Origin of the sequence: Marinobacter sp. DUT-1 (assembly GCF_050379415.1) — a bacterium.
GTDB lineage: Bacteria > Pseudomonadota > Gammaproteobacteria > Pseudomonadales > Oleiphilaceae > Marinobacter.
The window spans coordinates 423,529-448,456 of the sequence record NZ_JBNRLS010000004.1 but is presented as its reverse complement, the minus strand read 5'-3'; the positions used below and the strand labels follow the sequence as shown (position 1 = coordinate 448,456).

Below are 24,928 nucleotides of genomic sequence, written 5' to 3'. Positions count from 1 at the left end.
CCGGAGAACAAGAAGGAGCTTGGTGATGTCGGAAAGCAGTCAACGCCTGCAAGACGTGGATGCCTGTGTGGATGAGGTGATTCGCCGGGTCGGCAAGGAGATAACCCTCGGCCTTCCCCTGGGGCTGGGCAAGCCGGTCCGCTTCGTGAACGCGATGTATGAGAGGGCGAAGCAGGACCCGGAAATCCGGCTGCACATCGTCACCGCTTTGTCGCTTCTCGCGCCGAAGGGTAGCTCCTCCCTGGAGCAGCGGTTCATGGGGCCCTTTGCCGATCGGCTTTATGGTCGGATACCGGAACTGACCTACGCCCGGGACGTGACCAAGAACCGATTGCCGGAAAACGTCACCGTATCCGAGTTCTTCTTCAAGGCCGGCTCCTTTCTCAACAATCGCTCGCAGCAACGGCATTACGTGTGCAGCAATTACACGCATGCCGTTCGGGATCTGATGGGCCAGGGCGTGAATGTTGTGGCACAAATGGTGTCGCCAGGCGACAACGTCGACGCTCCCGGCAAGGTGAGCCTCAGCTGCAACCCGGATCTGACCCTGGATCTCATTCCCCGGTTGCGAGAACTGGAAGCCGGGGGGACACCGGTGGCGCTGGTTGCGGAGCTGAACGCCAACCTCCCGTTCATGGGCCACCATGCAGAGATCGAGGAAAGTCGTTTTGATCTGGTTCTGGATCAGCCGTCGACCGATTATCCGCTCTTCTCCGCGCCACAGATGGCGATCAGCCCCGAAGACCACCTGATCGGGTTCTATGCCAGTTGCCTGCTGAAGGATGGCGGCACCTTGCAGGTCGGTATCGGGTCCCTGGGCGCGGCTCTGGTGCACAGCGCCATTCTCCGCCATCAACACAACGAGGCATGGCGGGCGGTTTTCGACCATCTCCGGGTCAGTGACGAGTTTCCTGTGGTGCATGAGATTGGCGGCTACGGTCGGTTTGATGAAGGGCTCTATGGTTGCAGCGAAATGATGGTGGACGGCTTCCTGTACCTGATGGAGGCCGGCATCCTGTCCCGGGCGGTTTATCACCATGCCGGCCTGCAGGAGCTGATCAATCGGGGCGAGATCAATACCACACCGAGCCTCGCCATGTTGGACACGCTGCGCGAGTCCGGGCTGATTGATTCCCCGCTGCGGGCACGGGATGTGAACTGGCTGGTGAGTTGGGGGATTTTCAGTCCCCGGGTCGAGTTCAAGGGAGGCCGCCTGACGGCTTCGGAGCAGTCGGTGGACGGCGATCTGGACAGCCCCGAAACCCGGCAGGCAATCGAAACCGTGATGCTTGGCGAGCACCTGAAAGGCGGCATCACCATGCACGGGGGCTTCTATGTAGGCCCGGAAAATTTCTACCAGTCGCTCCGGGAGATGCCTAAAGCCGAGCGGGAACGCATCTGCATGACCAGCGTCAACTTCATTAACCAGCTCTACGACCACCCCTTCGGCGACCAGAGACTGAAAGTGGCGCAGCGCAGTCATGGCCGTTTCATCAATTCGGCGATGATGTATACCCTGAACGGGGCGGCGGTCTCTGACGGTCTGGACGATGGCAGGGTAGTCAGCGGCGTGGGCGGACAATACAACTTTGTGGCCATGGCCCACGAGTTGCCCGGAGCCCGCTCGATACTGACGATGAGGGCCACCCGGAAATCGAAAGGCAAAACGCTCTCCAATATTGTCTTCAACTACGCCCACTGCACCATACCCCGCCACCTGCGGGACATTGTGGTGACCGAATATGGCATCGCGGATCTGCGTGGGCTGTCTGACGAACAGGTCTATCTGCGCCTGATCCGCATCGCCGACTCGAGGTTCCAGCAGGAGCTGCTCACGCTGGCCCAGAAGGCTGGCAAGGTGGATCCTTCTTTCAGCTTGCCGGCTTCCTGGTGCAATAACACGCCACAGGCCGTGCGCTCGGCGCTCGCCGCAGCCGGAACCGGTGATTGGTTCCCCGCCTTCCCGTTCGGCCGGGACTTCACGGACGAGGAGCTGACGTTAGGGAAAGCCCTTAAAGGCCTCAAGGCCGCAACGGCCACCCGCCGTGGTAAACTGTCGACCCTTTGGCAGGCTGTCCGGGCCAGTGATGAGGAAGAGCGCTACCAGCACCTTCTGAAGCGAATGGGGCTGCAGAACCCCCGTGGCTTGCGGGAAAAACTGGACCAGCGACTTGTTATTCACGGCCTGCACCAGCTTGAAACACCACCGGATACAGGAAGTTCGAAAACCTGATGCAAGTACCCGATACCAAACCCGATGTCTTTACCGTTCACTACGTCCTGAAAAACAAGGCCGGGGAGCTCGTCGACACCTCCGAGGGGAGTGAGCCCCTGCACTTTGTCTATGGCAGCCCCGAAATCATCAAGGGCATCCAGGAAGCCGTGAAGGACAGAAATGTCGGGGATTGCCTGGAAGTGACCATTCCGCCCGCCATGGCTTATGGCGAGCATCGGGAAGATCTGGTGCGCAAGGTTCCACGCTCTTTGTTCGAGGGCGTGGAGAATCTCCAGGTCGGCATGAAATTTCAGACCAATACCGGTGATGAAGCCCAGGTAGTCCAGGTGGTGGGTATAGACGGCAATCTGGTGAAGGTGGATGCCAACCATCCCCTGGCCGGTTTTACCCTGTATTTCGATCTGGAAATTGTCGGCCGCCGTGAGGCTACCGAAGACGAGATAGCCCAGGGGCGGCCCCTGTTCTGACAGCCTCCATTCCCGGATCTGCCTCGCCGGCGTGCAACAGGCGTAAACCATCGAGGACTGTCTCCTGAAGCTGGCCGGCCAGTTCCGATGACTTGAGGTCACCCGTGGTTGCCAGCGGCTCATGGAACAGAACGTCCACCCGGGAGGGCGGATTTCTGAGCAATCTCACCAGATGACCATGGAAGGTATCGTCGCCAACAAACGGAGCCACATGGTCCGGACGGCCGTCCCGCCGGTAGCAGATGGTCGCCGGCTGGATCATCACGTTTGCCTCCCGCGCGGCGCCCAGTAACAACCCGTGAAAGGGGAGGACAGTGAGGCCGGCACTGGTTGTACCCTCCGGGAAGATCAGCACGGATTCCCCGGACGCCAGGGCAGACCGGATGGTGGACTTCACCTGACGCGCCTGACCGCCTCCGCGCCGAATGAACAGAGTGCCGGCCTGTCTGGCCAGCCAGCCGATCAGCGGCCATTCCGCCACCTCGGCCTTGGACAGGAATCGTACTTGTGCAAGCCCACCGAGGATCGGAATGTCGCACCAGCTGATATGGTTGCTGACCACCAGAGAGTTGGCCTGTGGTGCCGGCCCATGCCAGCGTATGTGCAGACCCAGGCAACGGCAGGCGCCACGGAAACACCGGCCTGCCCAGGGCGTGCGGTCCAGTTGCTTCCCGCTAATGACATCCCCGATCCTGAGTGCCAGGGCGAGGAGGGCAATGGCCGCCAGAAACAGGGTGAAAGTGGCCAGGCGAATAGCCAGCCGCAGTGAGCCGATCATCAGAGTGGTGCTACCCGGCTCACGACGCCCTGCCCATGAAATGGCGGCTGTAGCGGGCGGCCAGTCTGTCCACTTCAAGCAGCACCAGCAGATCAGCACACCGGAATTCCGGATCCCAGCAGGGCGCACCGCAGACCCTCGCGCCCAGCCGCATGTAGGCGCGGATCAGCGGTGGAACATCGACGGGCCGGTCCGTGGTCGGGGTGTTTGTCAGGTGCGGCAGTTCCCGCAGCGGTGTGACCCGGAAAGACTCGTTGGCCAGGTAAGTGTCCTGCAGGTGATTGGCGATGCGCCAAGCCTTGTGGCCGCCGTCGGACATGCCGATGCTGGCGCAGCCAATCAGGTAGTCGATACGATGCTTGATCAGGTACTCCGCCAGGGTCGCCCAGAGCAGGCTGATGGTGGCTCCGTTACGGTAGTCGGGATGGACACAGGTTCGACCCAGTTCGGCCATGCTGCCGGGCAGAGAGGCCAGGGCGGAGAGGTCGAATTCCCCCGATGAGTAGAATTCACTGACGTCCCTGATCCGGCTCTGGGGCAATACCCGGGTGGTGGCAATCAGGTTGCCGGTCCGGCTGTCGGTCACGATCAGATGATCGCAGAGGGGATCGTAGGCGTCGGCGTCAATGCCGGGTGTGGTAGCGCCGAGGTCACTGCCGTATTCTGCGGAGAAAACCTCGTAACGAAGGCGCTGGGCCTGCTCGATTGTTGCCGGGTCACGGGTGATAGCGGTCTTGAGCTGTCGTGAGCCTTGCCGGGCTTTCGCGGTTTGAGCGGTCATGGCGTGGTCTCTTTGTGTCCATTTACCGACAAGGCTATGAACCGGCTGTGACATTGGGGTGACTGTCCAATGACCGCTATATGACAGGCGTTGTCCGTGCGGGCCCATTTGTCACGGGGTGTAACGGCGAGGCGCTTCCATGTATATTTCTGAATTGCATGTATAATTGCTGTTACAGCAGGTTGCCTGTATTGTCAGGGGTTGTAAGCACCCGAAACCGGAATAACAAAACCAGAGATGGATGGCGTGGAACAGACGAACGAAAGTTGGCGAATTCTCATTGTTGAGGACGACGAACGGCTCGCAGAGCTGACCCGTGAATATCTTGAAAGCAACGGACTGATCGTAAGCCTTGAGGCAAACGGTTCGGCTGCTGTTGAGCGGATCCGCAGCGAGCAGCCGGATCTGGTGGTTCTGGACCTGATGTTGCCCGGTGAAGATGGCCTGTCGGTCTGTCGCAAGGTCCGTCCGTTCTATAACGGCCCGATCATCATGCTCACTGCCCGTACCGATGACCTGGACCAGGTTCTCGGGCTGGAGATGGGCGCCGACGACTACATCAGCAAGCCGGTCAAGCCCCGGGTCCTGCTGGCCCGTATCCGTGCCATGCTGAGACGGGTAACCGAGGCCGGTCAGGGTGGTGGTGAAGATGCGGGCGGTGAAGAGCCCGTTCGACTCCAGTTCAATGACCTGATCGTGGACCGCTCCATGCGGGAAGCCTGGCTCAATGACCAGAGCATTGACCTGACCAGCGCTGAATTCGACCTGCTCTGGTTGCTGGCCAGTAACGCCGGTCGCGTGCTGAGCCGTGAAGAGATCTTTACCGCCCTCCGGGGCATTGAATACGATGGTCAGGATCGCTCCATTGACGTCCGGGTGTCGCGGATCCGTCCGAAAATCGGTGATGATCCCATCCATCCGCGTCGGATCAAGACCGTTCGCAGCAAAGGCTACCTGTTTGTGAAGGAAGCCTGACGTTCCTGTTGCCGGCTCCGATTCCCCGGGCAGTAAGGGGTGTGGGACCGGCCTGCCAGGATTCCTGACATGTCCCTGAAGCTTTTCCTCAAACTGTACGCCCGTCTTGCCGGTGTGGCCGCACTGGTCGTTCTCCTGTGCATTGTTCTGTTCAATGGCCTCAATTCGGTCCGGCATCAGTTCTGGCTGGAGCGCTTTCCCGAGCCGCTGATGCGGTGGCTGGCCGCGACACCGTCCCCGGAGCAGCAGTATCACTGGCTGGCTGCCTGGTATAACCTGAAAAACCTCCCCCCCGAAGAAATGGAATTGTCGCCGGTGATCCGCGAGCGCCTGAGCTATGGACAGGTCGTAGCGGAAGAAGCTCCGATTGGCTTCCGGCTGATGGTCGAGACCCCGGCCGGGACGATCCTTCAGATGCGCTTTGAGGAGCCATACCTGGGTGTTTCCAGGGCTCTGGCTCTGGTTGTGAGCTGGCACCTGGAGTCGGTGAACAGGGCAGGGCGGGAGGACATGGCAGTACGCCTGGCCAGTCACCTGGGAGTGTCCATCGCCTGGTTGGATGAGGCCGGGATGTTGCCCACCGATCCGGTGTTGCAGCAGATTACCGAGCAGGATGTGGTGTTGTACGGCCCGGAACACGGAAATCGGCGCGACGCCTTGTTGAGACTGAGTGACGGCGCCCTGGTGAATGTGGGGCTGCCCGGGCCGTTCTCGCCCTATGGATGGCCGGTGATCACTCTCCTGGTATTACTCGTTGGCGGCGTTCTGGCGCTGGCTCTGTGGTTGGCGATCAAGGCCGTGGACAACAATCTTCGGCAGGTGGAATCGGTTGCCATCCGGATTGCCCGGGGTGAGATGGGAGCGCGCGTGGACACAGGCACCGGCACCCTGGTGAGCCGCCTAGCAGCGGCCTTCAACGGGATGGCAGAGCATATCCAGCGCCTGGTGCAGGTTCAGCGGGAAATGATCCATGCCGTCTCCCATGAACTGCGTACACCGGTGGCCCGGATCCGTTTCGGGGTCCAGATGATCGAGGATTGTCAGGATCAGGACATGCTGCAGAAGCAACTGGAGGGGATTGATGGCGACATCCAGGAGCTGGATGAGCTGATCGACGAGATTCTTACCTATGCCCGTCTGGAGCAGGGAGGACCGGTGTTCTCGTTGCGGGAGCACTCGGTAACGGAGGTTGTGCGCCAGGTGGTGTCCGAGCAGCGGTTGATTCGCCCAAGCCTCACCATCGAGAGTGATATAGACGAAGACACTGAGCGTTGTTCCCTGTCGGATATCGAACCAAGGTACATCCACAGGGCGATCCAGAATCTGGTGGGTAATGCCGGACGTTATGCCAACGGCCGCGTGCTGGTTCGTTGCCGGATTGATGAGGACAACTGCCGGGTGGATGTGGAGGATGACGGCCCGGGGGTTCCCGAGGAAGACTGGGAAAAGGTCTTTACCGCGTTTGCCCGGCTCGACGACAGCCGGACACGGACCTCCGGCGGCTATGGTCTGGGCTTGTCCATTGTTCGCCGAATCCTCTACTGGCATGGTGGTCAGGCCTTTGTCAGCCGGAGCGAGGAGCTCGGCGGTGCGCGCTTCAGCCTGGTCTGGCCGAGGCGGAAGCCGGCGGACTCTGTTTTGTGAACCAGGCCTCACTGCCTCACCTGATGTAACAAAGCTGCTACATAACGCCAACTGACGGTGTTTCCCCGGATGCCCATAATTAAAAGTGTAAGGGATGACTTTTGAGGTTGTAGTTCTTACGAACTTTCCTTGTTTCATTCGTCATTTAAGGGCCGGTTTTTCCGGCCCTTTTTTTATGCCCTTCCTCCCGTTTCCGGTCCCTGCGCCTCTCCTTCAATGGTTTCTGCTGGTAGACTTGCGGAAAACAAAGGAGGCTTGCCATGACCCGCTACCTGCTTGCGATTGACCAGGGAACCACCAGCTCGCGCGCGATTATCTTCGATCCATCCGGTACCATCGTGGGCGTGGCCCAGCAGGAGTTCCACCAGTACTTTCCCCGTGACGGCTGGGTCGAGCACGATGCGCTTGAAATCTGGGACAGCACCCTGACTGTCTGTCGCGCTGCTCTGGAAAAGGCAGGGATCAACGCGACAGAGGTTGCAGGCATCGGGATCACTAACCAGCGCGAGACCACGGTTATCTGGGAACGGGCGACCGGAAAGCCCATCCACCACGCCATTGTCTGGCAGGATCGCCGAACCGCCTCCTGGTGTACCAAGCTCAAGGAGGATGACTTTGAGAATGTGGTGGTGGAGCGGACGGGCCTGGTGATTGATCCCTACTTTTCCGCCACCAAGATTTCCTGGATCCTCGATCATGTTGAAGGGGCCCGGCAGCGGGCGGAAGCTGGCGAGCTTGCCTTCGGGACGGTGGACAGCTGGCTGCTCTGGAACCTGACCGGTGGCCGCTCCCATTACACCGATGCCACCAATGCCTCCCGCACCGCTCTGTTCAATATCCACACCCAGAGCTGGGACGACACCCTGCTGGACCTGTTCCGCGTGCCACGTCAACTGCTGCCCGAGGTGCTGGACTGCGCTGCGGATTATGGCACAACCGATAGGGAGTGGTTGGGCGCCGAGCTTCAGGTGGCGGGTATTGCCGGCGACCAGCATGCCGCCCTGATCGGCCAGGCCTGCTTTGAGCCGGGCATGGCCAAGAGCACCTACGGCACGGGTTGCTTCCTGATGCTGAATACCGGCGACAGGGCGCTGCGGTCCGAGAACCGGTTATTGACCACCATGTCGTACCGGCTGGACGGGAAGCCAACCTATGCGGTGGAGGGCAGTATTTTCGTGGCCGGGGCCGCAATGCAGTGGTTGCGGGACGGTCTCGGCCTGATTGGTGATGCCGGCGAGTCCCTGGCTCATGCGGAGCGTGTGGGGGTGGAGAACGCGGTTTATCTGGTTCCGGCTTTCACGGGCCTGGGTGCCCCCCACTGGGATCCCCACGCCCGCGGGGCGATCATGGGGCTGACCCGTGATACCGGCATCGGGGAGATTGTGACGGCAGGGCTTCAGTCCGTGTGCTACCAGACCAAGGATCTGGTGCGGGCGATCCAGAATGACGGTGCCCGCCTGGAATCGCTGCGGGTGGACGGCGGCATGGCAGTGAACGACTGGGTCATGCAGTTCCTGGCGGACATTCTCAATGTCACCGTGGACCGGCCCCGGATTACCGAAACCACTGCCCTTGGCGCCGCCTACCTGGCCGGTTTGCAGACCGGCGTCTACAGCAGTCTGGAGGAGATTTCCCGTCTCTGGGAGTGCGAGCGACAGTTCCGTTCCGACATGAGGCCGTCTCTGCGGGAGTCACTGTACGCCGGCTGGCTGGATGCGGTTGACCGGGTGTGTAACCGCTGAGAAGCCTCAGCCTGTGCGTTCGAAGGCAATCAGGTGGTCGGCTTCGACCCGGACCGGCACCTGCTCACCGAGGTGGAAGTCCAGATGGCTCCGGAACAGGGCTTCGAATTCGGTTTCCTCGGAACAGCGGAAACGGTATAGGGTCGAGGTACCGGCAAAGGTCTTTTCCACCACTTTCGGGCGCAGGTCCGAGGCTTCGTCGTAGACGATGTCGTCCGGCCGGATCAGCACATCCACCAGCGTGCCCGGTTCCCACTTATAAGCCCGGTTGCCGTGGATGATACCCAGCTCTGACTCGATGGTGTCTGGCCCCAGGGCCTTGCCCGGTATGAACCCGCCCTGGCCGACGAAACTGGCCACAAACCGGTTCGCCGGCTCGTGGTACAGGTTATAGGGCACATCCCACTGGAGCAGCTCGCCACCTTTCAGTACCGCGACCTGATCACACATGGCAAAGGCTTCCTGCTGGTCATGGGTCACCAGGATGGCACTGATGCCAAGGGTCTTGAGAATTTCGCGTACATCCAGGCTCAGGCGACGGCGCAGGTCCGCGTCCAGGTTGGAAAAGGGCTCATCCAGCAGGATCAGGGTCGGCTCTGGCGCCAGCGCCCTGGCCAGTGCTACCCGTTGCTGCTGACCACCCGAGAGTTCGTGGGGGTAGCTGTCTGCCAGGTCCTGAAGATGCACCACTTCCAGAAGTTCCATGACTTTTTGGCGCTGTTCCGCCTTGCTCATGCCCTTCAGGCCAAAGCCGACGTTATCGGCAATGGTCAGGTGCGGAAACAGGGCGTAGTCCTGGAACACCATACCGATCCGGCGCTTTTCCGGTGCCAGGGTGCGACCGGGAAGGCTGATGGTCTGTGATTCCAGACGAATCTCGCCGCTGTTCAGGGGCAGAAAGCCGGCCAGTGCCCGCAGGATGGTGCTCTTGCCACAGCCGCTGGGGCCAAGCAGGCAGCCGATATCGCCATGGCTGAGCGCGAAATTGACCCCCTTGACCACGGAGTCAGCACCGTAGCCGCAGGAAAGGTTGTTGACTTCAAGTAACCAGTCCCCGGCGGGGGAAGCGGGCAAACCCATAGATCAGTCCAACCGGTTGAGAATAAGAAACTCGAGCAGGGCTTTCTGGGCATGCAGGCGATTCTCTGCCTCGTCCCAGACCACTGACCCGGGATGTTCCATCATGTCGACGGAAATCTCCTCGCCGCGATGGGCCGGCAGGCAGTGCATGAACAGGGCATCCTTGTCCGCCACCGCCATCAGTCCGGGGTTGATCTGGTAGTCCCGGAAAGCCTTCTCCCGTGCTTTCTGCTCATCCTCCTGGCCCATGGAGGCCCAGACGTCGGTAACCAGCAGGTTGGCACCTCTCGCTGCTTCGGCCGGATCCCGGACGATGGAGACACGGTCCCCGTGCTCTTTCATCAGGGTTTCATCGGGCTCGTAGCCCTCCGGACAGGCCACATTCAGGTGGAAGTCGAAGCGGGTGGCAGCGTTGATGTAGGAATGGCACATGTTGTTGCCATCGCCAATCCAGGCCACGGTTGCGCCGCGAATACTGCCGCGGTGCTCGCGGTAGGTCTGCATGTCGGCCAGCAGCTGGCAGGGATGGAAGTCATCGGTCAGGGCATTGATCACCGGAACACGGGATGCTGCCGCAAAGCGCTCGACCGTCTCATGGGCAAAGGTGCGAATCATCACTGCGTCGACCATGCTGGAGATGACGATTGCAGAGTCCTCGATCGGTTCGCCGCGCCCGAGCTGGGTGTCCCGGGGAGACAGGAACAGGGCTGAACCGCCAAGCTGGGTCATGCCGGCTTCAAACGACACTCGAGTGCGGGTGGAGGACTTCTCGAAGATCATGGCCAACACGCGGTTTTTCAGAGAATCGCGTACCTTGCCCTGCCGCCACTCGTTACGAAGCTTGCTTGCATGGTCCAGCAGCTGCTCGAGCTCGCCGGTGGACATGTCATTCAGTGTCAGAAAATGTCGTGCCGCCATGAAATGGCCCTTACCTCAATGAAACCGCGACTCGCGGGGTTCCTGATGTCTGGTTGATGGAAAGCTGTGCCGGGAAAAACGGGGCATCAAGTCTAGCCCTTCGGGGGAGGGATGACAACGCTGCCTACCCCATCCGGGGTGTTTGGTGGCCGGTCCCGGACACGTGTACAATAGAGCCAGCAGATTGCCCGAGGGCGATTCCGTTTTCAATCAGAGGTGAATGTTCATGGACATCAATGAAACCATCAAGAGCCAGCTCGAAGAAAACCCGATCATTCTGTACATGAAGGGCACCCCGCAGGCTCCGCAATGCGGTTTCTCCGCCAAGACCGTGCAGGCGCTGATGGCCTGTGGCGAGCGTTTCGCATTCGTCAACATTCTGGATAATCAGGAACTGCGCGAAGGGCTGAAGGTCTACTCCAGCTGGCCCACCTATCCGCAGCTCTATATCAACGGCGAGCTCGTGGGCGGTTGCGACATCGTTCTGGAGATGTCCGAAAGCGGTGAGCTGGCCAAGATGGTTAAAGAAGCGGCCAAGCAAGCCGAGGCCTGATTTCCGCCCGGGGACTTAAAGGCGCTTCGGGGAGAACACCAGTTCCACCCCGAAGCGGTCCCCGGTTCCACTGTCCGCAGGCGGTTCCGGATAGGGGCTTGCCGCAAGGGCCGCGCGATAGGCGGCTTCGTCCACCGTCTGAATCCCCGTCGATTTCACCACTCTGGCCCGGGTCAGGGCACCATTCTTCATTAGCTGAAGCTCGATCTCCATCCTGGCGCTGTCTGTCAGCCGGGTAATGGCTGGCAGCCGCAGCCGCTCAAGTTCCTTGGCCAGATGGACCGCGAGCCGGATCAGGTAGGGGTCCTGCTGGCTTGGTGACCGGGTGATGCGGGCCAGCTCCGTGTTTTCAGCCTCTTCCTTTATCCCCTTGGGCTTGCCAGCCTGGCTGTCGACACTGGCAGGCTTCGATGGGGTGGCCTGCTGTTCTGCCGGTTCTTGTCTGGTGTTGTCGGGCGCCGTCGGGTTGTTCCTCTGTGACGGTTCGGGGACAGTCCGGGGCGACAATGTCGAAGTGACCGGCGCGGGCGCTGGCGATGTTGTTTCGGCAGATTCTGGTATCTCGAACCGGGGATTTCGCTCGCCGGGTTGCTCCCGGGGCCGTGTGACGGCGGGTGTCGTCGGCTGGCTGGAAGTGGCCGGGGTAGAGCCGGAAGTCAGTAGCTCAAGCATCAGGCGGTGTTGTTTTTCCGGGGCATCCGGTTGCGGGAACGGGAGCCCGGAAAGGAACAGTGTGTGCAGGAGGAATGCAATGGACAACGCCAGGGCTATCCGGTAGCTGTCCGGTAGCCCTTTTGCCGAAGGTGAGGGCACTGACATTGGCGTCAGGCGGTCTTGCTCCGCAGTGAGCCGACAACGGCGTCGAGTGCCCGGTCAATCAGGGCACCCTGTTCCAGCAGGGTGAGCCGGCCGCGCCGCATCTCGTGGGCCAGTTCCAGACGGGTCTTCTCGATCACCTTGAGGCCCATGCGGTTCACGAAGACAAACGAATCCGCCTCTTCGATAATGGCCGAGAGCTTGCACCGGAAGCTGGCACCGTTAACCAGGCGGAATTCCACCCAATCGCCGATTTCGATGCTGTCGATCTGGGTGACGAATTCGGCGATGGCTGCGTCTTCCAGTTCCTGCTGACGTTCAACCGCGCTTTTCTGGATGCCGGGCAGCTCGTCTTCTTCCCCGTTTTCCGCCGTTGCCTCGGAAAATTCCTGCACGGTCTCCGCGACAGCGTTGGTGCGGAAGGCTTCTGCCAGTTCGTGTTTGAGCTGGGCCATGGTTTCGTCAAGTCGCGACGAGTTGTAGGAGACTTCCTCAAGGCCGGCACGCAGGGTCTTGAGCAGGCCGGGAACGACCCGGACCCACTGGTCGCGTTCGTCATCCCCGTTATGGGGGTGCAGGCACCAGATCAGGTCGTCGACCACCTTGACCGACTCCTGCCACCGGTGCTCCACGTCATCCCGCAGGTAAGCCAGGAACATGAAGCGGCTCCAGCCATGGACGAGGAGATCACGGACGACGTCCGGGAGGCGGTGCCTGGCGAGCTTCTTCCGGAGGATGGTGTCAACGGTATGTTGTGCCTGCTGGGATTTGATCCGTCCACGCTCGGACTCCCGGGTGCGCTGCTCGACCAGGGACGCCTTGCGGTTCTCCCGTTCGAGGAACTGTTCAAACTCCCGGTTCAGGGTGTCGAACAGGCTGATATCACCGTCAAACTCGTTGAGAATTCTCTGGACTGTCTCGTGGATCTGGTTGTAGAGCTTGTCCTTGGCTTTTTCGTCGCTCTTGCTCCAGCCAATGCCGGCCCGGGCCAGCGAGTTGAGCAGCTTCCTGGCCGGGTGGGAGGCCTGGCTGAAGAACGATTTGTCCCGGATAACCACTTTCAGGATAGGAATCTGCAGGCGACTGATCAGCACCTGGACCGGTGCCGAAAGGTTGTAGTCGTCCAGAATGAATTCGAACAGCATCGACACGAGGTTGATGAGATCCTCGTCTACCTCATTAAGGGCGGGTTTGCGACCGTCCTCCGATTCCGTCCTGGCCAGCAGTTGCTCGACGATGGCGCGGAGGTCGACAGTCACCGGCTCGCCCTCGCTCAGGTCCCCATCCGGTGAATAGGAGTCGGCAAGGGGTAGGGCGCTCAGAAGGCTGGCCAGCTCAGTATGGCCGACAACCCGGATCTGGGTATTGGATGAGCGGGAAGGAATGCCGGCATTGGCTCTCTGCTGCGCCAGCATCTGCCGGATCTGCTCGAAAACGGGGCTGGCTTCCTCGCCAGCGGCTGCTCCGCCAGTGCCAGGTCTGTCTGCCGTCGACTGCGAGGCCGTGGTCGATGCCTGGGTGCTTTTCTTCTCCGCCTGTTGTCCGGACTTTCCGTGGTACCGGAAATTGGGAATGATGCCCGCCTGGATCAGAATACGGTTGGCCTCGTCCAGGAGCATGCCGAGGTTTGAAACCACATAGCGGTCGAACTGTTTGAGCAGGATGAGCCGTTCCCGGATCTGGATTTCCAGTGCATGGATGGCCTCGATAAAGGCACCGCAAAGATGCTCCGGGGCCATGGGGTTGACCGGAGCCTCATCGCTGGCGTCCGGGTAAACCTGGCTGAATCGGGCCTGAAGCTGAAGCAGCGGCCCCTGGAAGTGGGCTTTGGCCTTGCCGATCATGGCATTGAGGGCAACTTGTTCTTCGAGGTCTTCGTCACCGACCAGCGACAGCGTATCGGCACTGGTACTGTAAGCCGGGGTTTCCCCTTGGGTCTGGCCAGTGCGGGGGGGATCGGCAAACAATCCGGCGACAGAATTCTGGAACTGGCGCTCCACGCCCTTGCGCTTGATGCGGATTTCCCGCATCGCCTCGAAGTAGCGATTCTGCTCGTTGTTACTGCGGGCATTGTTGGCCAGTTCGAACAGGGAGTCGTCGACGGCGTCAAAGGCTCCCTGCAGCAGATCGCCCAGTCCGGCGACCACCGTGTCACGAATACGCGTAACCTCTGCAGGAACCGGTTTGCTGCTGGCTGCTGGCTTGGGGTCGCGGAGGTAATGTATGCCGGACTGCTTATTCATGGCCTTCTCCTGTCTACGCCTTAACCGGATACATGACCGAGCTGGAACTCCATGTGTTCTCGTTATTGGTTAAATTTACCGCAATTCGCCGTAGATTAACATGAATAAACGTCATCCTGAGAGCCTTGTCAAAAAAATCAGCGACTGCCGAGGTGCAGCGAGCGCTTCTTCCGCTTGCGGGGGTGCACTATAGCCGCTTTGACCACGTTGTCCTTGATCTGGAGCACTTCCACCCGATGGCCATCCACTTTCAGGCATACGTTGGTGTCGGGGATGTTTTCCAGGGTTTCAGTGATCAGGCCATTGAGGGTTTTCGGCCCGTCTGTCGACAGTTTCCAGCCCAGAGTCTTGTTGATCGTCCGGACCGCTGTCGTACCATCGATAATAAAGGTGCCATCGTCCTGGGGAATGATGTCCGGGCTGGTGGCAGCGTAGTCAGTAGTGAATTCCCCGACGATTTCCTCAAGGATGTCTTCCAGTGTTGCCAGGCCGAGCACATCGCCGTATTCGTCGACGACAATGCCGAAGCGGCGCTTGCCTTTCTGGAAGTTGATCAGCTGCGTATTCAGCGGAGTGCTCTCCGGGATGAAGTAGGGTTCCTGGCACAGCTGCATGATCATTGCCTTGTTGATCTCGTCCTGCTGTACCAGCTTGGAAGCGTTGCGCAGGTGCAGGATGCCCTGGATGTTATTGATGTCTCCCTTGAAAACCGGTAGCCGGGTGTGCTGGCTGCTTCGGAGCTGCCGGAGGATGGTGTCGGTGTCATCGTCCAGGTCGACACCAACCACTTCGTTCCGGGGCACCATGATGTCGTTCACGGTCACCTTTTCCAGATCAAGGATGCTGACGAGCATATCCTTGTGCTTGGCGGGAATCAGGGCACCGGCCTCGTTAACGAGGGTTCTGAGTTCTTCCCGGCTGAGATGTTCTGAGGCGGCGTCCTCCGGAGACACTTTGAGCAGTCTGAGAATCAGGCCGGTGAAGAGATTGACGGCCCAGACAATGGGATAGAGTAGCTTCAGCAGCGGGCCAAGCACGTAGCTGGCCGGAAAGGCGATCTTTTCGGGGAACAGGGCGGCCAGAGTTTTCGGGGTCACCTCGGCAAAAATAAGGATGACGATGGTCAGCAGGAGGGTCGCGATGGCAATACCTGCATCCCCCCAGATCCGGATGGCAATAACCGTGGCAATGGAGGATGCCAGGATGTTAACGAAGTTGTTGCCGATGAGGATGACACCGATCAACTGGTCGGTTCGCTGGAGCAGACCCTGGGCGCGTCTGGCGCCTTTGTGGCCGGTCTTCGCCATGTGTTTCAGGCGGTACCGGTTCAGCGACATCATGCCGGTCTCGGAGCTCGAGAAGAAGGCCGACAGGCAGATGAGGGCAACAAGGAGGATAAACAGCGCGGAAAGCGATGTTTCGTTCAAAGGAAAAGGTCCTTAATTTACTGACAAGTTGGGAAAATAGGTTTTGTTCCGGTCAGGTGTCAAGCGGATGGTGCCGGCTGGCCTTTTAACCCCCGCGGTGGAACACCAGTTCAAGGACAAACTTGCTGCCATAAAAGGCCAGCATCAGGAGGATGCAGCCGGCCAGCGTCCAGCGACTGGCAGTCATGCCCCGCCAGCCCTGGGTATAGCGGCCGATCAGCAGGGCCACGAAGACCAGCAGCGACAGCAGGGAGAACACGGTCTTGTGGGCGAGGTCCTGGGCAAAGAGATCCTCGATGAACAGGGCGCCGGTGACGATCGCCAGCACCAGCAGCACGACCCCGGCCCAGACCATCTCGAACAGCAGGGATTCCATGGTTTGCAGCGGTGGCAGATTGCGCACCAGCAGGCTGTTGTAATTGTGTTTGAGCTGGCGGTTCTGGAAGTACAGCAGGATGGCCTGGATGGCGGCCAGCGTAAACAGGCTGTACGCTGTCACGGATAACGCGATATGCGACAGCATGCCGTAGCTTTGTTCTGAGACCAGTCGGGAAGGCGTGTGGGTGATCAGCGCCAGGATGATGGTCAGTGCCGCGAGCGGGTAAACGCCAAGAAACAGACTCTGGACTGGTTTTTTGAGGTTAAGGCCCAATAAAAGGAAGGCGATCAGCCACGAAATCAGGAGTGAGCTTTTGAAAAAGCTGAAGTCAAAGCCGCCATCGTGGTGGACCGTCTGGGCGATCAGAAGGCCGTGACTGGTCAGGGCCAGAATCCCGATAAGGGTGGTGATGGCCAGATTGCTTTGTACCCGTCCACGGAAATGGAGCGCCTGCAGCGCGGTACCAACGCTGTATAAAAAGAGAGAGGTGACCGCGAGAATCAGCGTTCCCATGACTTCCTTATTACTACTCTACTGGCTGGATAAGCGGCTGTTTGTCAGCCGATTTGACCGGGTTGGTCGTTTCAGGGCGATAGTCTGGTTATAATGTCGCGATTATGCAACAGGAATCAAGGAGGCACGTCTGGCTCCTTGATTCGGTATACATTTTATTTCCGGGGTACGGAAGAGACGCATGTTTGAAAATCTCCAGGACCGGCTTTCCGGCAGTTTGCGCAAAATTACCGGTCAGGCGCGACTGACCGATGACAATATCAAGGACACCCTGCGCGAAGTGCGCATGGCCTTGCTCGAGGCGGATGTTGCCCTCCCTGTGGTCAAGGACTTCGTGGAAGGGGTCCGCAAGCGGGCGGTTGGTCAGGAAGTCCAGCGCAGCCTGACGCCGGGTCAGGTCTTCGTCAAGGTTGTCCAGCAGGAACTCGAACGGGTCATGGGCGAGGGCAACGAGTCCCTCAACCTCTCGGTCCAGCCGCCTGCCGTGATCATGATGGCGGGTTTGCAGGGTGCGGGTAAGACCACCACGGTGGCCAAGCTCTCCCGCTTCCTGAAAGAGCGCCAGAAGAAATCGGTCATGGTCGTCAGCGCCGACGTGTACCGGCCGGCCGCGATCAAGCAGCTGGAAACCCTGGCCGGAGAGGTGGGGGTCGAGTTCTTCCCGAGCACGGCGGACCAGGACCCGGTGGATATCGCCGAGGGCGCAATTGGTGCGGCGCGCAAGAAGCATATAGATGTGGTCATTCTCGATACCGCCGGTCGTCTGCACGTTGACGATCAGATGATGGACGAGATTGGTCGCTTGCATCGCGCCGTGAAACCGGTCGAGACCTTGTTCGTGGTTGACTCCATGACCGGTCAGGATGCCGCCAATACCGCCAAGGCTTTCAACGATGCCCTGCCGCTGACCGGTGTCGTACTTACCAAGACTGATGGCGATGCCCGGGGTGGTGCTGCCCTGTCAGTGCGCCACATTACCGGCAAGCCGATCAAGTTCCTTGGTGTCGGTGAGAAATCCGATGCCCTGGAGCCGTTCTATCCGGATCGGGTGGCCTCCCGGATTCTCGGTATGGGCGATGTGCTGTCGCTTATTGAAGAGGCCGAGCGCAAGCTGGACCAGAAGAAGGCTCAGAAGCTCACCAAGAAGATCAAGAAGGGCAAAGGGTTTGATCTCGAGGATTTCCGGGATCAGCTGCAGCAGATGAAGAATATGGGCGGCGTTGGCGGTCTGCTCGACAAGCTGCCGGGAATGGGGCAGATGGCCCAGATGGCACAGCAGCAGGTCAATGACAAGTCGCTGGGTCAGATGGAAGCCATCATCTGCTCGATGACGCCGAAGGAGCGCCGCTACCCGGATGTTATCAACAACTCCCGCAAGCGTCGTATTGCGGCGGGCTCCGGTACGCAGATCCAGGATGTGAACCGCCTGCTCAAGCAGCACAAGCAGATGTCGAAGATGATGAAAAAGTTTGGCAAGAAAGGCGGAATGGCCAACATGATGCGTGGCATGGGTGGTATGATGCCGCCCGGCGGCGGTGGCGGGATGCCCCCGTTTGGCCGTATGTAAAAAGCCTTATGCCGAAAACGGGGAAACAGCTGGTTTCCCTGTTTTCTTTGGCGCTTTTTTAGCATAGAATAGCGCCCCTTTCGAGTATGGGTCTTCGCGTCAGCCGTCTCCGGCGGGCGTGAATCGTACAAAGTTCGTACAACAGAACAGGATATTGGTCGAAATGGTAATAATCCGTTTGGCTCGTGGCGGCTCCAAGAAGCGCCCGTTCTACCATCTGACAGTCACCGACAGCCGCAAATCCCGCGACGGTCGTTTTATTGAGCGCGTTGGTTTCTTCAACCCGGTCGCACGCGGCCAGGAAGAGCGTCTGCGTGTTGATCGTGATCGTGTCGAATTCTGGCTCGGTCAGGGCGCACAGACCAGCGAGCGCGTTGCCCAGCTGCTGAAGGCTGCTGAGTAAGACAGTACTGAAGCCGGGGTTTATGGCATGACACAGAATTCGCAGGAAACTGTGATCGGCCGGATTACCTCGGTGTTTGGGGTCAAGGGATGGCTCAAGGTCTATTCCTACACCGACCCCAGGGAAGGGATCCTCAACTACCGGGACTGGATGCTGGTCCTGGACGGCAAGAGGATTCCGGCCAGGCTTGAGGAGGGTCGCCGCCAGGGGCAGGGGATCGTCGTCAGGCTTAAAGGTATTGATGACCGTGAAGTTGCGCGCACATACAGTGGCGCAGAGATCCTGGTCCCGACGGCAGAGTTGCCGGAGTTGCCCAGTGGCGAATACTACTGGTACCAGCTGGAAGGCCTGGAAGTGTTCACGGTTGAGGGGTTGAACCTGGGCAAGGTTCATCACCTGATGGAAACAGGGTCCAACGATGTCCTCGTGGTGCGCGCCACCCGGGACTCGGCAGACCAGCGCGAGCGGCTGATTCCCTATCTGCCGGATCAGGTCGTCCGGGAAGTGGATCTGGCTGGCAATCGGCTGGTTGTTGACTGGGATCCGGAGTTCTGACGGGTGTGGATTGGCGCTGTCAGTCTGTTCCCGGAAATGTTTCGTGCGGTTACCGATTACGGGATAACCGGTAGGGCGGTTCGGGAAGGTCTGCTGACCTTTGAGAGCTGGAACCCCCGGGAGTTCACCCATGATCGTCACCGCACGGTAGACGACCGGCCATACGGTGGCGGTCCCGGTATGCTGATGAAAATACAGCCGCTGCGGGATGCCATTCATGCGGCTCGGGAGGCGGCACCCGGTAAAGCCTGTGTGGTTTACCTGTCGCCCCAGGGAGAAACCCTGACTCAGTCTGTTGTTGAATCCCTTGCGGAGGAGCAGCAACTGATTCTGGTTTCGGGGCGCTACGAGGGTGTTGATGAACGCCTGATCTCGACGGAAGTCGATCGGGAAGTGTCACTGGGTGATTTTGTTCTTTCCGGTGGCGAACTGGCGGCCATGGTCGTTGTTGATGCGGTGACACGCCTCATCCCCGGAGCGCTGGGTCATGCGCAGTCGGCAGAGCAGGATTCCTTTGCCGACGGATTGCTGGATTGTCCGCACTACACCCGGCCCGAAGTTTACGAAGGTCAGGCGGTGCCGGAAATTCTTTTGGGCGGTCACCACGAGCAGATCCGGCGTTGGCGGCTCAAGGAGTCGTTAAGGCGAACCCGGGAGCGGCGCCCCGACCTGCTGGAGAAGCGGGTGCTTACGGACGAAGAGCGTGAGCTGCTGGAAGAAATTTTGAATGAACCGGGTGTCTCTGAGTGATCAGGGCATTGAGAGATTGGGTATCAGGAGCATTACGATGAGCGGCAAGAACAACATCATCAGTCAAATTGAAGCAGAACAGATGACCAAGGAAATCCCTGCATTCGCGCCGGGTGACACCGTGGTCGTTCAGGTTCGCGTAACCGAGGGTAACCGTGAGCGTCTGCAGGCGTTCGAAGGCGTGGTTATCGGCAAGCGCAACCGTGGCATGAACTCCTCCTTCACCGTGCGCAAGATTTCCTACGGTGTTGGCGTAGAGCGTACTTTCCAGACCTACTCCAAGCTGATCGACAGCATCAGCGTGAAGCGTCGTGGTGACGTACGTCAGGCCAAACTGTACTACCTGCGTGACCTGTCTGGTAAGGCAGCTCGCATCAAGGAAAAGCTGGGCTGATTGACGAATCGTCAAAGGGCCAGTTAAAAAGGCAGCCTCAAGGGGCTGCCTTTTTTGTGCCCGGGAACCGGTACCGTGAGACCTGACGACGACGCTATCATCCGTCGGTTTACCGACGCGCTCTGGCTTGAAGATGGCCTGGGAGAGAAAACCCGCGAAGCCTATCGGGGGGATCTTGCGCGCCTGGCGCAATGGCTGGAGCAGCAGCCGGGCGCCCCGCTGCTCGTGGCCGCCAGGCGCACGGATCTGTTGGCCTGGATGGCCCGTGGCCTGGCTGACGGAGTCAAGACCTCCACCGCAGCACGTCGCCTGTCCGGGGTGCGACGCTTCTACCGTTTCCTGATGCGGGAGGGGCTGATCGCAGAAGATCCGACCCTGAGGATCGACAGCCCCAGACTTCCTCGCCGGCTACCTGACTCCCTGACCGAGGAAGAGGTCGAGGCCCTGCTGTCTGCGCCGGATATTTCAATTCCGCTGGAGCTCCGTGACAAGGCCATGCTTGAGATCCTTTACGGGTGCGGTTTGCGGGTGTCGGAGCTGACCGGATTACGGGTGGACCAGGTCAATGTCCGCCAGGGCGTGACCCGGATCACCGGCAAGGGCGACAAGGAACGGCTGGTTCCCCTGGGGGAAGAGGCGGTGGACTGGTTGCTCCGGTACATGCGGGAAGGTCGTGCCGAACTGCTCAAGGGGCGACCGTGTGATGCCTTGTTCCCGGGTAACCGGGCTGCTGCCATGACCCGGCAGACCTTCTGGCACAGAATCCGTCACTACGCCTTGCGGGCCGGTATCCACAAGCACCTGTCTCCCCACACCCTGCGCCATGCTTTTGCCACCCACCTGCTCAACCATGGTGCGGATCTCCGGGTGGTGCAGATGCTGCTGGGGCACTCGGACCTGTCCACGACCCAGATTTACACCCATGTTGCCCGCCAGCGCCTGCACGCCATGCATCGGGAACATCACCCCCGAGGCTGAGCCTTGGCGAGGCCCGGGTATGTGTTATCCTCGCTGAACTTTTGTACCGGCCCTTTGTCGCAATGAGGGTTAACCCGGTCCGTCAATGCCATGCGGACCCAACGCTATAAGACTGGAATCATTTATGTTCACCACCAAGAGTATCAAGTCACTGGGGGTTGCGGCCGGACTGGTCGCAAGTCTCTTTGTTGCAACCGCAACGGCGGGTGAGGTCGAGGATCGTATTGCCGAGCGTCTGGCTGAAGCCGTGCCGGGACTCAAGGTATCCTCTGTTCGCGCGTCCGAGGCCAAAGGTCTGTATGAGGTGCAAAGCAATAATGGTGAGACCATCTACACCACGGAAGACGGCCAGTACCTTCTGACTGGCGACCTGCTGAAAATTACCGCCAACGGAATTGCCAATGTGACAGAGCAGGGCAGGGCTGGTCAGCGCCTGGCGGCGATGGACGAGTACGGCTCGGAGGGTCTGATAACGTTTCCGGCCAGCGGTGACGAGAAGGCGGTGATCAATGTGTTTACCGATATCGATTGCCCTTACTGCCGCAAGCTGCACGATGAGGTGCCCCAGCTCAACGACTATGGAATTACCGTCAATTACTATGCCTTCCCGCGCTCTGGTCCCGGAACGCCCTCTTTCAAAAAGTATATTTCGGTATGGTGTGCCGAGGATCAGCAGGCTGCCATGAATGCCGCCAAGTCCGGCAAGCCGGTTGAATCGACCAGCTGCGACAACCCCGTGCTTGAGCAATACCGCCTCGGTGGCCGTGTCGGGGTAACCGGTACTCCGGCGATTTTGCTGGAAGACGGAAATATGGTGCGCGGCTATGTGCCGGCGGACAACCTGGCAAAGGGTCTCGGCCTCCTCTAGGCTGCCGGGCCGGGTAACAGGTCCGGCCCTGTTTCTTTTGCATGCCTCCTGACCGATTCAGGGCTTATTCAGCCGCCCCTGAATCGGTATACTATGCCACTTCATTGCAATCCATCAGCACCCCTTCGGGATCAGAGGTGAGAGTTTGAAAGACGTCAGTGTCGGAATCTGCGGACTGGGAACCGTTGGCGGCGGTACATTCAATGTTTTGACCCGTAACGCCGCGCTTATTGCGGGTCGTGCCGGTTGCAACATCCGAATTACCCGGGTGGCCAGCCGTCGCAGTCGCGACGACCTGGCTCTGGGGGATGTGCCGTTCACCACCGACATTTTCGACGTCGTGAATGACCCGGCAGTCGATGTCGTGGTCGAACTGATCGGTGGCTATGACACCGCCAAGGAGCTGGTACTCGCAGCGATCCGCAATGGCAAGCACGTTGTGACGGCCAACAAGGCCCTGATCGCCGTACACGGCAACGAAATTTTCGAGGCGGCGGAAAAGGCCGGCGTTGCGGTTGCATATGAAGCCGGTGTGGCCGGCGGTATCCCGGTGATCAAGGCGGTCCGGGAGGGACTGGCTGCCAACCGGATCGACTGGATCGCGGGTATCATCAACGGCACTGGTAACTACATCCTGACCGAGATGCGAGCCGGCCGGGAGTTCGGTGAAGTGCTCAAGGAAGCCCAGGACCTGGGCTATGCCGAAGCCGATCCGACCTTTGACGTCGAGGGCATCGATGCCGCCCACAAGCTGACGATTCTGGCCTCCTCCGGCTTTGGCGTACCCCTGCAGTTCGAGAAGGCCTACACCGAGGGGATTTCCTCCATCACCCCATACGACATTGCCCACGCCGAGCTGCTGGGCTACCGCGTCAAGCACCTGGGTATTGCCCGGCGCCGTGAAGACGGAATCGAGCTTCGGGTCCACCCCACACTGGTTCCCCGCAGTCACCTGATTGCCCAGGTTGATGGCGTCCTCAATGCCGTTCTGGTGGATGGCGATGCCGTCGGTCAGACCATGTACTACGGCCCGGGTGCCGGTGACGAAGCAACCGCCTCTGCGGTGATTGCCGATATTGTCGATGTGGCCCGTGCTGTATCCACCGAGAGCGCCCTCCGGATTCCATACCTCGGTTTCCAGCCGGATGCCATGGAGGATCTGGGTGTCTTGCCGATGGAGGATATCCAGTCCGCTTACTACCTGCGTATCCAGGCGTTCGATCATCCGGGTGTGCTGGCCAAGATTGCGTCCATCCTGAGCGAACACGGCATCAACATCGAGTCCATCATGCAGAAGGAATCGGAGTTCAAGGACGGCCGGATTCCGGTCATCATCCTGACGCACACCGTCCAGGAGCGCCAGATGAACCTGGCGATCGAGGAAATGGAATCGCTGTCGGACATCGACGGCAAAGTCGTCCGCATCCGCGCCGAAAACTTCAACTGACAGGTACGAAAGTGAGATACATCAGTACACGGGGTGAGGCACCCGCCCTGGGCTTTGAAGACGTCCTTCTGACCGGTCTGGCCAGTGATGGCGGGCTTTACGTTCCGGAGTCCCTTCCGCATTTCAGCCTGGAAGAGATTCGCAGCTGGCGTGGGCTGTCCTACAGCGAGCTGGCGTTCAACGTCATGCACCCGTTCGTGGATGATGCCATCCCCGCAGACGATTTCCGTCAGATGCTGGATGAAACCTACGCCGGTTTCGCCCACCAGGCGGTGGCTCCGCTGGTCCAGCTGGACACCAATGAATGGGTTCTGGAACTGTTCCGGGGCCCGACCCTGGCGTTCAAGGACTTCGCACTGCAACTGCTCGGCCGCCTGCTGGACTATGTGCTCGAGAAGCGCAACCAGCACGTGGTGATCATGGGCGCAACGTCCGGTGATACCGGTTCCGCCGCCATCGAGGGCTGCCGCCGTTGCGAGCACGTGGATATCTTCATCCTGCACCCGTACCAGCGGGTCTCCGAGGTGCAGCGCCGGCAGATGACCACCGTGCAGGGTGACAACATCCACAACATCGCGGTGAAGGGTAATTTCGACGATTGCCAGCGCATGGTGAAGGAGAGTTTTGGCGACCAGTCTTTCCTGGGCGGCAAGACCCAGCTGGCGGCGGTGAACTCCATCAACTGGGCCCGGATCATGGCCCAGATCGTGTACTACTTCCAGGCATCCCTGGCCCTTGGTGGTCCGGATCGGAGTATGGCGTTCTCGGTCCCGACCGGTAACTTCGGCGATATTTTTGCCGGTTATCTGGCAAAGAAGATGGGTTTGCCCATTTCCCAGCTGGTGATCGCCACCAACCGCAACGACATCCTGCATCGCTTCATGAGCGGTAACAAGTACGAGCAGCACAAGCTGGAACATACCCTGTCGCCGAGCATGGACATCATGGTGTCCAGCAACTTTGAGCGACTGCTGTTTGATCTCCATGGCCGCGATGGGGCGGCGGTGAAGGAGCTGCTGGAAAATGCCGCCAGGGGCCCGGTCAGCATTGAAGATTACCGCTGGCGCCATGCCCGCAAGCTGTTCGACAGTGACGCGGTGGACGACAAGACCACCTGTGACACCATCCGCGAGATCTATGAGCGTAACGAATACCTGCTGGATCCGCACACGGCCATCGGTGTCCATGCGGCACGCACCTGCCGCCGTGATCCGGCGGTGCCGATGGTTACCCTGGGTACGGCGCACCCGGCCAAGTTCCCGGATGCGATTGCCGAATCCGGTCTCAGTGTGAAGCCGGAACTGCCGGCCCATATGGCCGATCTGTTTGAGCGGGAAGAGCGTTACACAGTGCTCGACAACGATGTCGCCGGTGTCCAGGCATTCATTGCCAAACACTGGAAAAACGCCTGACC

The 24,928-nt window shown here is 59.8% G+C and carries 23 protein-coding genes; 15 read left to right on the top strand and 8 right to left on the bottom strand.

Going from position 1 to position 24,928, the window contains the following annotated elements:
* Positions 1 to 25: 25 nt before the first annotated feature.
* Positions 26 to 2,233, top strand: coding sequence for an acetyl-CoA hydrolase/transferase C-terminal domain-containing protein (locus tag ACQUTG_RS15270; protein WP_428920230.1), 2,208 nt, complete (start codon positions 26 to 28; stop codon positions 2,231 to 2,233).
* A complete protein-coding gene (locus ACQUTG_RS15265) occupies positions 2,233 to 2,703 on the top strand; it encodes an FKBP-type peptidyl-prolyl cis-trans isomerase (protein ID WP_428920229.1) in 471 nt (156 codons plus the stop codon). The genes ACQUTG_RS15270 and ACQUTG_RS15265 overlap by 1 nt, the downstream gene beginning before the upstream one ends.
* Here ACQUTG_RS15265 and ACQUTG_RS15260 read toward each other — a convergent pair.
* Together ACQUTG_RS15260 and ACQUTG_RS15255 are read right to left on the bottom strand one after the other, a co-directional pair.
* Positions 2,663 to 3,481 (bottom strand): lysophospholipid acyltransferase family protein, encoded by an 819-nt coding sequence (locus ACQUTG_RS15260; RefSeq protein ID WP_428920228.1) that lies wholly within the window; start codon positions 3,479 to 3,481, stop codon positions 2,663 to 2,665. The genes ACQUTG_RS15265 and ACQUTG_RS15260 overlap by 41 nt on opposite strands.
* 19 nt (positions 3,482 to 3,500) lie before the next feature.
* A complete protein-coding gene (locus ACQUTG_RS15255) occupies positions 3,501 to 4,262 on the bottom strand; it encodes a GNAT family N-acetyltransferase (RefSeq protein WP_428920227.1) in 762 nt (253 codons plus the stop codon).
* A 237-nt stretch (positions 4,263 to 4,499) separates the two neighbouring features.
* On the opposite strand from ACQUTG_RS15255, the gene ACQUTG_RS15250 reads away from it, so the two are divergent.
* The 3 genes from ACQUTG_RS15250 to glpK all read left to right on the top strand — a co-directional run bounded on the left by ACQUTG_RS15250 (position 4,500) and on the right by glpK (position 8,623).
* Positions 4,500 to 5,237: a response regulator gene (locus ACQUTG_RS15250; RefSeq protein WP_428920226.1), complete on the top strand. Its 738-nt coding sequence runs from the start codon at positions 4,500 to 4,502 to the stop codon at positions 5,235 to 5,237.
* A 69-nt stretch (positions 5,238 to 5,306) separates the two neighbouring features.
* Positions 5,307 to 6,881 carry an ATP-binding protein gene (locus ACQUTG_RS15245; RefSeq protein ID WP_428920225.1) on the top strand — a complete coding sequence of 525 codons (1,575 nt, stop codon included), beginning with the start codon at positions 5,307 to 5,309 and terminating at the stop codon, positions 6,879 to 6,881.
* Positions 6,882 to 7,141: 260 nt separating this feature from the next.
* Positions 7,142 to 8,623 carry a glycerol kinase GlpK gene (gene glpK / locus ACQUTG_RS15240; RefSeq protein WP_428920224.1) on the top strand — a complete coding sequence of 494 codons (1,482 nt, stop codon included), beginning with the start codon at positions 7,142 to 7,144 and terminating at the stop codon, positions 8,621 to 8,623.
* 6 nt (positions 8,624 to 8,629) lie between these two features.
* Here glpK and ACQUTG_RS15235 read toward each other — a convergent pair whose 3' ends face one another.
* Together ACQUTG_RS15235 and argF are read right to left on the bottom strand one after the other, a co-directional pair.
* The gene (locus ACQUTG_RS15235) at positions 8,630 to 9,703 is read right to left on the bottom strand and encodes an ABC transporter ATP-binding protein (protein ID WP_428920223.1); all 1,074 of its coding nucleotides are present in this window, start codon (positions 9,701 to 9,703) and stop codon (positions 8,630 to 8,632) included.
* 3 nt (positions 9,704 to 9,706) lie between these two features.
* The gene (argF, locus tag ACQUTG_RS15230) at positions 9,707 to 10,621 is read right to left on the bottom strand and encodes an ornithine carbamoyltransferase (RefSeq protein ID WP_428920222.1); all 915 of its coding nucleotides are present in this window, start codon (positions 10,619 to 10,621) and stop codon (positions 9,707 to 9,709) included.
* A gap of 226 nt (positions 10,622 to 10,847) precedes the next feature.
* Between argF and grxD the strand changes: the two genes are divergently transcribed.
* Entirely contained in the window at positions 10,848 to 11,174 is a 327-nt protein-coding gene (gene grxD / locus ACQUTG_RS15225; RefSeq protein ID WP_113861021.1) for a Grx4 family monothiol glutaredoxin, read from the top strand.
* Positions 11,175 to 11,189: 15 nt separating this feature from the next.
* Here the strand turns inward: grxD and ACQUTG_RS15220 are convergent, their stop codons facing one another.
* The 4 genes from ACQUTG_RS15220 to ACQUTG_RS15205 all read right to left on the bottom strand — a co-directional run bounded on the left by ACQUTG_RS15220 (position 11,190) and on the right by ACQUTG_RS15205 (position 16,552).
* Positions 11,190 to 11,993 (bottom strand): TonB family protein, encoded by an 804-nt coding sequence (locus tag ACQUTG_RS15220; protein ID WP_428920221.1) that lies wholly within the window; start codon positions 11,991 to 11,993, stop codon positions 11,190 to 11,192.
* A gap of 5 nt (positions 11,994 to 11,998) precedes the next feature.
* Positions 11,999 to 14,233 carry a DUF1631 domain-containing protein gene (locus ACQUTG_RS15215; RefSeq protein WP_428920220.1) on the bottom strand — a complete coding sequence of 745 codons (2,235 nt, stop codon included), beginning with the start codon at positions 14,231 to 14,233 and terminating at the stop codon, positions 11,999 to 12,001.
* A gap of 137 nt (positions 14,234 to 14,370) precedes the next feature.
* The gene (locus tag ACQUTG_RS15210; RefSeq protein WP_428920219.1) at positions 14,371 to 15,660 is read right to left on the bottom strand and encodes an HlyC/CorC family transporter; all 1,290 of its coding nucleotides are present in this window, start codon (positions 15,658 to 15,660) and stop codon (positions 14,371 to 14,373) included.
* 85 nt (positions 15,661 to 15,745) lie between these two features.
* Positions 15,746 to 16,552 (bottom strand): cytochrome C assembly family protein, encoded by an 807-nt coding sequence (locus ACQUTG_RS15205; RefSeq protein ID WP_428920218.1) that lies wholly within the window; start codon positions 16,550 to 16,552, stop codon positions 15,746 to 15,748.
* A 181-nt stretch (positions 16,553 to 16,733) separates the two neighbouring features.
* Between ACQUTG_RS15205 and ffh the strand changes: the two genes are divergently transcribed.
* The 9 genes from ffh to thrC all read left to right on the top strand — a co-directional run bounded on the left by ffh (position 16,734) and on the right by thrC (position 24,926).
* Positions 16,734 to 18,119, top strand: coding sequence for a signal recognition particle protein (gene ffh, locus ACQUTG_RS15200; RefSeq protein ID WP_428920217.1), 1,386 nt, complete (start codon positions 16,734 to 16,736; stop codon positions 18,117 to 18,119).
* Between the two features lie 163 nt (positions 18,120 to 18,282).
* Complete coding sequence (gene rpsP, locus ACQUTG_RS15195) at positions 18,283 to 18,522, top strand: 30S ribosomal protein S16 (RefSeq protein ID WP_343815390.1); 240 nt, start codon at positions 18,283 to 18,285, stop codon at positions 18,520 to 18,522.
* A 27-nt stretch (positions 18,523 to 18,549) separates the two neighbouring features.
* Complete coding sequence (rimM, locus tag ACQUTG_RS15190) at positions 18,550 to 19,077, top strand: ribosome maturation factor RimM (protein WP_428920216.1); 528 nt, start codon at positions 18,550 to 18,552, stop codon at positions 19,075 to 19,077.
* A gap of 3 nt (positions 19,078 to 19,080) precedes the next feature.
* Entirely contained in the window at positions 19,081 to 19,827 is a 747-nt protein-coding gene (gene trmD, locus ACQUTG_RS15185) for a tRNA (guanosine(37)-N1)-methyltransferase TrmD (RefSeq protein ID WP_428920215.1), read from the top strand.
* Between the two features lie 37 nt (positions 19,828 to 19,864).
* Positions 19,865 to 20,221, top strand: coding sequence for a 50S ribosomal protein L19 (gene rplS, locus ACQUTG_RS15180; RefSeq protein WP_092004888.1), 357 nt, complete (start codon positions 19,865 to 19,867; stop codon positions 20,219 to 20,221).
* Positions 20,222 to 20,296: 75 nt separating this feature from the next.
* Complete coding sequence (gene xerD, locus ACQUTG_RS15175; RefSeq protein ID WP_428920214.1) at positions 20,297 to 21,199, top strand: site-specific tyrosine recombinase XerD; 903 nt, start codon at positions 20,297 to 20,299, stop codon at positions 21,197 to 21,199.
* 124 nt (positions 21,200 to 21,323) lie between these two features.
* Positions 21,324 to 22,067 carry a DsbC family protein gene (locus ACQUTG_RS15170; RefSeq protein WP_428920213.1) on the top strand — a complete coding sequence of 248 codons (744 nt, stop codon included), beginning with the start codon at positions 21,324 to 21,326 and terminating at the stop codon, positions 22,065 to 22,067.
* 145 nt (positions 22,068 to 22,212) lie between these two features.
* Entirely contained in the window at positions 22,213 to 23,514 is a 1,302-nt protein-coding gene (locus tag ACQUTG_RS15165; protein ID WP_428920212.1) for a homoserine dehydrogenase, read from the top strand.
* Positions 23,515 to 23,525: 11 nt separating this feature from the next.
* Positions 23,526 to 24,926 (top strand): threonine synthase, encoded by a 1,401-nt coding sequence (gene thrC, locus ACQUTG_RS15160; protein ID WP_428920211.1) that lies wholly within the window; start codon positions 23,526 to 23,528, stop codon positions 24,924 to 24,926.
* Positions 24,927 to 24,928: the final 2 nt, after the last annotated feature.

Coding starts and splice junctions, on each gene's coding strand:
- ACQUTG_RS15235 (WP_428920223.1), bottom strand. CDS start 9,703: ATGGGTTTGCCCGCTTCCCCCGCCGGGGACTGGTTACTTGAAGTCAAC.
- rimM (WP_428920216.1), top strand. CDS start 18,550: ATGACACAGAATTCGCAGGAAACTGTGATCGGCCGGATTACCTCGGTG.
- ACQUTG_RS15220 (WP_428920221.1), bottom strand. CDS start 11,993: ATGTCAGTGCCCTCACCTTCGGCAAAAGGGCTACCGGACAGCTACCGG.
- glpK (WP_428920224.1), top strand. CDS start 7,142: ATGACCCGCTACCTGCTTGCGATTGACCAGGGAACCACCAGCTCGCGC.
- rpsP (WP_343815390.1), top strand. CDS start 18,283: ATGGTAATAATCCGTTTGGCTCGTGGCGGCTCCAAGAAGCGCCCGTTC.
- ACQUTG_RS15250 (WP_428920226.1), top strand. CDS start 4,500: ATGGATGGCGTGGAACAGACGAACGAAAGTTGGCGAATTCTCATTGTT.
- rplS (WP_092004888.1), top strand. CDS start 19,865: ATGAGCGGCAAGAACAACATCATCAGTCAAATTGAAGCAGAACAGATG.
- ACQUTG_RS15170 (WP_428920213.1), top strand. CDS start 21,324: ATGTTCACCACCAAGAGTATCAAGTCACTGGGGGTTGCGGCCGGACTG.
- argF (WP_428920222.1), bottom strand. CDS start 10,621: ATGGCGGCACGACATTTTCTGACACTGAATGACATGTCCACCGGCGAG.
- ACQUTG_RS15265 (WP_428920229.1), top strand. CDS start 2,233: ATGCAAGTACCCGATACCAAACCCGATGTCTTTACCGTTCACTACGTC.
- ACQUTG_RS15270 (WP_428920230.1), top strand. CDS start 26: ATGTCGGAAAGCAGTCAACGCCTGCAAGACGTGGATGCCTGTGTGGAT.
- ACQUTG_RS15260 (WP_428920228.1), bottom strand. CDS start 3,481: ATGATCGGCTCACTGCGGCTGGCTATTCGCCTGGCCACTTTCACCCTG.
- ACQUTG_RS15245 (WP_428920225.1), top strand. CDS start 5,307: ATGTCCCTGAAGCTTTTCCTCAAACTGTACGCCCGTCTTGCCGGTGTG.
- ACQUTG_RS15255 (WP_428920227.1), bottom strand. CDS start 4,262: ATGACCGCTCAAACCGCGAAAGCCCGGCAAGGCTCACGACAGCTCAAG.
- ACQUTG_RS15215 (WP_428920220.1), bottom strand. CDS start 14,233: ATGAATAAGCAGTCCGGCATACATTACCTCCGCGACCCCAAGCCAGCA.
- ffh (WP_428920217.1), top strand. CDS start 16,734: ATGTTTGAAAATCTCCAGGACCGGCTTTCCGGCAGTTTGCGCAAAATT.
- ACQUTG_RS15205 (WP_428920218.1), bottom strand. CDS start 16,552: ATGGGAACGCTGATTCTCGCGGTCACCTCTCTCTTTTTATACAGCGTT.
- grxD (WP_113861021.1), top strand. CDS start 10,848: ATGGACATCAATGAAACCATCAAGAGCCAGCTCGAAGAAAACCCGATC.